This window comes from Pseudomonas sp. S44, from assembly GCF_016624805.1.
Classification (GTDB): domain Bacteria; phylum Pseudomonadota; class Gammaproteobacteria; order Pseudomonadales; family Pseudomonadaceae; genus Aquipseudomonas; species Aquipseudomonas machongensis.
This window is the reverse complement of the sequence record NZ_JACVTY010000034.1, coordinates 56653-62652: the sequence shown is the minus strand read 5'-3', so window position 1 is coordinate 62652 and position 6000 is coordinate 56653. Positions and strand designations below refer to the sequence as shown.

4 protein-coding genes are annotated in these 6000 nt (G+C 65.7%); all 4 read right to left on the bottom strand.

Annotated elements, in window-relative coordinates:
- Positions 1-290 precede the first annotated feature (290 nt).
- Genes IAE40_RS21650 through IAE40_RS21635 form a run of 4 tightly spaced genes read right to left on the bottom strand, consistent with a single transcriptional unit; the run spans position 291 to position 5849 of the window.
- Positions 291-2246, bottom strand: coding sequence for an acetyl/propionyl/methylcrotonyl-CoA carboxylase subunit alpha (locus tag IAE40_RS21650; protein WP_153772983.1), 1956 nt, complete (start codon positions 2244-2246; stop codon positions 291-293).
- Positions 2243-3055 carry a gamma-carboxygeranoyl-CoA hydratase gene (locus tag IAE40_RS21645; protein WP_200603846.1) on the bottom strand — a complete coding sequence of 271 codons (813 nt, stop codon included), beginning with the start codon at positions 3053-3055 and terminating at the stop codon, positions 2243-2245. The genes IAE40_RS21650 and IAE40_RS21645 overlap by 4 nt, the downstream gene beginning before the upstream one ends.
- A gap of 3 nt (positions 3056-3058) precedes the next feature.
- Entirely contained in the window at positions 3059-4666 is a 1608-nt protein-coding gene (locus tag IAE40_RS21640; RefSeq protein WP_063544193.1) for a carboxyl transferase domain-containing protein, read from the bottom strand.
- A 19-nt stretch (positions 4667-4685) separates the two neighbouring features.
- Entirely contained in the window at positions 4686-5849 is a 1164-nt protein-coding gene (locus IAE40_RS21635) for an isovaleryl-CoA dehydrogenase (protein ID WP_197890264.1), read from the bottom strand.
- Positions 5850-6000 lie beyond the last annotated feature (151 nt).

The following is a 6000-nucleotide window of genomic DNA, read 5'->3' as shown; positions in this document are numbered from 1 at the left end:
GCTGCCTGGCACGGGCTACGCCCGTGTTCGCGGGTAAACCCGCTCCCACAGTGGATTGGGCTGACCTTTGGATTTTGAACAAGACAGTCGCCCCTACAAGAGCTTCGCAACTTCTGAATACTGCGGTGTTGTCTGTGGGAGCGGGCTTGTCCCGCGATCACCGGCGTAGCCGGTGCCATGCAGCGCGGCGTCTGCTTCGGGGGACAAGTCGCCGCGGCGAACCGCCGCTTTCACAAGGGATTGGGCTGACCTTTGGATTTTGAACAAGACAGTTTGCCCCTGCAGGGCCCTCAGCGCTCCTCCAGTTCCACCAGCACCGTCCCTTCGCTGACCATATCGCCCTCCTGGCAGAACAGCGCCTTCACTGTCCCCGCCTGCGGTGCACGAATACTGTGCTCCATCTTCATCGCCTCCAGCACTACCAGCGCTGTTCCGGCTTCCACCGTCTGGCCCGCTTCGACCAGCACGCGCACGATGCTGCCGTTCATGGGCGCGCCCAGACCGCCCTGATGGCTTTGGCTGGCCTCGGCGGCGGCAATCGGATCGAACGCCATGACCGCGTGCAGTTCGCCCGCCCATTGCAGGTACAGCACCCCTTCGCGACGAATGGCCAGGTAGCGCCGACGCAGGCCATCCTGATCCTGCACCAAGTGCTCGCCGAGCAGTTGGAATGCCGAGGGCGCGCTGTTCTGCAGCGCCACGGCCTGGTCCTGACCGTCGCATGAAAGATGCAGGCTGCTGCGAGCCGGCAGGCCCAGGCGCAAGCCATTGTTGTGGGCCCAGGGCGAGTCACCGTCGTCTGCGCGCCGCCGTGGTGAGCCGCTCTGCAGCCAGGCTTCGGCAGCGGCTTGCCAGAACATCGCCGGGCGCTCGCCCGTGGCGGGCAGCAGCACCTCGTGATGACGACCAATGAAGCCGGTGTCCAGTTCGGCGGCGGCGAAGGCCGGATGGGCGAGGATGCGCCGCAGGAAGGCAATATTGGTTTTCAAGCCGCCGATGGCGAACTCGTCGAGCATGGCCAGCAGGCGCAAACGCGCCTGTTCGCGATCCTGCCCCCAGGCGATCAGCTTGCCCAGCATCGGGTCGTAGAACGGCGAGATCACATCGCCCTCGCTGACCCCGCTGTCGACCCGACGCCCTTCGCCTGGCGCCGATTCGCGGTACAGCGTCAGGGTGCCGGTGGCCGGCAGGAAGTCATTGGCCGGATCTTCCGCATACAGCCGCACCTCGATGGCATGGCCGACCAGCGGCACCTGCTCCTGGGTGATCGGCAATGCCTCGCCGCAAGCCACACGGATCTGCCAGGCCACCAGGTCCAGCCCGGTGATCGCCTCGGTGACCGGGTGTTCGACCTGCAGGCGGGTGTTCATTTCCATGAAGAAGAACTCGCCGCGGGCATCGAGCAGGAACTCCACCGTGCCCGCACCGACATAACCGATCGCCTGGGCTGCGCGCACCGCAGCCTCGCCCATGGCTTGGCGCAGTTGCGCCGACAAGCCTGGTGCCGGTGCCTCTTCGACAACTTTCTGGTGGCGACGCTGGATCGAGCAGTCACGCTCGTTGAGATACAGGCAGTGGCCGTGTTGGTCGGCGAACACCTGGATTTCCACGTGCCGAGGCTTGAGCACGTACTTTTCCACCAACATCCGTGCATCACCGAACGACGACTGCGCCTCGCGCTGTGCCGAGGCCAGAGCGTCGGCCAGGTCGCTCTCTTGCTCGACCACCTTCATGCCCTTGCCGCCCCCGCCGGCACTGGCCTTGAGCAGCACCGGATAACCAATGCGCTCGGCAGCGGCACGGAAAGTCTCCAGGTCCTGGGCGTCACCGTGGTAGCCGGGCACCAGCGGCACCCCGGCGGCTTCCATCAGGGCCTTGGCCGCCGACTTGCTGCCCATGGCATCGATGGCGCTGGCCGGTGGGCCGAGGAAGATCAGCCCGGCCTGCTCGATGGCGCGGGCAAAGCCTGCGTTCTCGGAAAGAAAACCGTAGCCGGGATGAATCGCCTGAGCGCCACTGGCCTTGGCTGCAGCGATCAGCTTGTCGATCACCAGGTAGCTGTCGGCCGCCTTGGTGCCGCCCAGGTCGACGCGGATATCGGCCTCGCGGCTGTGCCGGGCGTCACGGTCGGTGGCGCTGTGCACCGCGACGGTGGTCAGGCCCATGGCCTTGGCGGTGCGCATCACCCGGCAGGCGATCTCGCCGCGGTTGGCGACCAGCAGGGTGGTCAGCGTGGGGTGGCTCATGGGCGAGGTTCCTTGTCGACGGGCTGCCAGGCGGGGCGGCGTTTTTCCAGGAAGGCGCTCAGGCCCTCCTGGCCTTCGGGGCTGACGCGAATGCGGGCGATGGCGTTCTCGGTGTAACGACGCAGGGCAGGGCTCAGCTCGCCGTCGTCCACCTCGCGCAGCAGGTCCTTGGTGGCACGCAGGGCCTGCGGGCTGTTGAGCAGAAGGTTGTCGATCCAGGCCTGGACCTGGCTGTCCAGTTCGCTGGCGGGGTACACCTCGGCCAGCAGGCCCAGTTCGCGGGCGCGCGCACCGCTGAAGCGCTCGGCGGTCAGGGCATAGCGGCGTGCGGCGCGTTCACCGATGGCCTTGACCACGAACGGACTGATCACCGCCGGTGCCAGGCCGATGCGTACCTCCGAAAGACACAGCTGTGCATCCTCGGTGCCGATGGCCATGTCGCAGCAACTGATCAGGCCCAGCGCACCGCCGAATGCGGCGCCCTGGACCACTGCCAGGGTCGGCGTCTTCAGGCGATGCAACGCATACATCAACTCGCCCAGTTCATGGGCGTCGTCCAGGTTGGTATTGAAATCCAGCTGCGCCGACTGCCGCATCCAGGCCAGGTCTGCTCCGGCGCTGAAGTGCCGACCACGGCCACGCAGCAGCACGAAGCGCAGGCTGGCGTCTTCGCCCAGTTGGTCGATGGCAACGATCAGTTCGCGAATCATCTGGGCATTGAAGGCGTTGTTCTTGTCTTCCCGGCTTAGCCACAGGGTGGCGAAGCCGCGAGGGTCCTTTATCACTTCGAGGGTGGCAAAATCGCTCATGGGTCACATCCGGAAAATGCCGAAGCGGCTCTGTTCGATCGGGGCGTTCAGCGCGGCGGACAAGGCAAGGCCCAGCACTTCACGGGTTTGCGCCGGGTCGATGACGCCGTCATCCCACAGCCGGGCGCTGGAGTAGTAGGGGTGGCCCTGGCGCTCGTACTGGTCGAGGATCGGCTGCTTGAGCTTCTTCTCGTCATCGGCGCTGAACACTTCGCCACTGCGTTCACTCTGCTCGCGCTTGACCTGGGCCAGCACGCCGGCGGCTTGTTCGGCGCCCATCACGCCGATCCGCGCATTGGGCCACATCCACAAGAAGCGCGGATCGTAGGCGCGCCCGCACATGCCGTAGTTGCCAGCACCGAAGCTGCCGCCGATGATCACCGTGAACTTCGGCACCTGGGCGCAGGCCACCGCGGTCACCAGCTTGGCGCCGTGCTTGGCGATGCCGCCTTCCTCGTATTTCTTGCCGACCATGAACCCTGTGATGTTCTGCAGGAACAACAGCGGGATGCCGCGCTGGCAGGCCAGTTCGATGAAGTGCGCGCCTTTTTGCGCGGCTTCGGCGAAGAGGATGCCGTTGTTGGCCAGGATCGCCACCGGATAGCCGTGCAGATGAGCGAAACCGCACACCAGGGTGGTGCCGAACAGGGCCTTGAATTCATCGAACACCGAACCGTCGACCAGCCGCGCGATCACCTCGCGCACGTCGAACGGTTGCTTGGCGTCAGCCGGGACCACGCCATACAGCTCTTCTGCGCCATACAACGGAGCAACCGGCGCCTGGCATTGCAGCTTGCCCAGCTTGTGCCAGTTGAGGTTGGCGACGCTGCGCCGGGCGATGGCCAGGGCGTGTTCATCGTTATCGGCATAGTGGTCGGCCACACCGCTGGTGCGGCAATGCACGTCGGCGCCGCCCAGCTCTTCGGCGCTCACCACCTCGCCAGTGGCGGCCTTCACCAGCGGCGGGCCGGCGAGGAAGATGGTCGCCTGCTGGCGCACCATGATCGCTTCGTCGGCCATGGCCGGCACATAGGCGCCACCTGCGGTGCACGAGCCCATCACCACGGCGATCTGCGGGATCCCTAAGGCGCTCATGTTGGCCTGGTTGAAGAAGATCCGCCCGAAGTGCTCGCGGTCGGGGAACACCTCGTCCTGGCGCGGCAGGTTGGCGCCGCCGGAGTCGACCAGGTAGATGCACGGCAGGCGGTTCTGCAGGGCGATGGTCTGCGCGCGCAGGTGTTTCTTCACGGTCAGCGGGTAGTAGGAGCCGCCTTTGACCGTGGCGTCGTTGGCCACGATCATGCACTCGACCCCTTCGACGCGGCCGATGCCGGCGATCACGCCTGCTGCCGGTACGTCTTCGCCATACACCTCATGAGCGGCGAGCTGGCCGATCTCGAGAAACGCCGAGCCCGGGTCGAGCAGGCGGTCGATGCGCTCGCGTGGCAGCAGCTTGCCACGCGAAGTGTGGCGCTGCTGGGCCTTGGGCCCGCCGCCCTGGCTGACCTGGGCCAGCAGGGTGCGCAGGGCATCGACCTGTTCGAGCATGGCCGCGCTGTTGCTGGCGAACTCCGCCGAGCGCGGGTTGATCTGGGTGTGCAAGGTAGCCATGGACGCCAGTTCCTTGTGCTCAGCGGGTTTCGTTGAACAATTCGCGGCCGATCAGCATCCGGCGGATTTCGCTGGTGCCGGCACCGATCTCGTAGAGCTTGGCATCGCGCAGCAGGCGCCCGGCCGGGAACTCGTTGATGTAGCCGTTGCCGCCGAGGATCTGGATCGCTTCCAGGGCCATCTGCGTGGCGCGCTCGGCGGTGTAGAGGATCACCCCGGCGGCGTCCTTGCGCGTGGTCTCGCCACGGTCGCAGGCCTGGGCTACGGCATAGAGGTAGGCGCGGCTGGCGTTGAGCTGGGTGTACATGTCGGCGATCTTGCCCTGGATCAGCTGGAACTCGCCGATGCTCTGGCCGAACTGCTTGCGATCGTGGATGTAGGGCACCACGAGGTCCATGCAGCTCTGCATGATGCCGGTCGGTCCGCCCGAGAGCACCACGCGCTCGTAGTCCAGGCCGCTCATCAGCACGCGCACACCGCCGTTGAGCTGGCCGAGGATGTTTTCTTCCGGCACTTCGACGCCATCGAAGAACAGCTCGCAGGTGTTGGAGCCACGCATGCCCAGCTTGTCGAACTTGTTGCTGCGCGAGAAGCCCTTCCAGTCACGTTCGACGATGAATGCGCTGATGCCGTGCGGGCCCTTGTCCAGGTCGGTCTTGGCGTAGATCACGTAGGTGTTGGCGTCGGGGCCGTTGGTGATCCAGGTCTTGCTGCCGTTGAGTACATAGCGGTCGCCGCGTTTCTCGGCGCGCAGTTTCATCGACACCACGTCGGAGCCGGCATTGGGCTCGCTCATGGCCAGGGCACCGATGTGCTCGCCGCTGATCAGCTTGGGCAGGTACTTGAGCTTCTGCTCATGGGTGCCGTTGCGGTTGATCTGATTGACGCAGAGGTTGGAATGGGCGCCGTAGGACAGTGCCACCGAGGCCGAGGCACGGCTGATCTCTTCCATCGACACCACATGGGCCAGGTAGCCCAGGCCCGCGCCGCCGTACTCCTCGGAAACAGTAATGCCCAGCAGGCCCATGTCGCCGAACTTGCGCCACATGTCGGCGGGGAACAGGTTGTCGTGGTCGATCTGCGCCGCGCGCGGGGCGAGTTCGGCGGCAGCGAAGGTGCGCACCTGGTCGCGGAGCATGTCGATGGTCTCGCCCAGGGCGAAGTTCAGGGTCGGGTAATGCATGCGTGGGCACCTTGTTGTTCTTGAAATTCGAGGTACTGCACCGACCCTGTGGGAGCGGGCTTGCCCGCGATGCCCGTCAGAACGGCCAGCGATGTTGTCTGGTCCGGCCTCATCGCGGGCAAGCCCGCTCCCACAGGATCGGTGCTTGTGG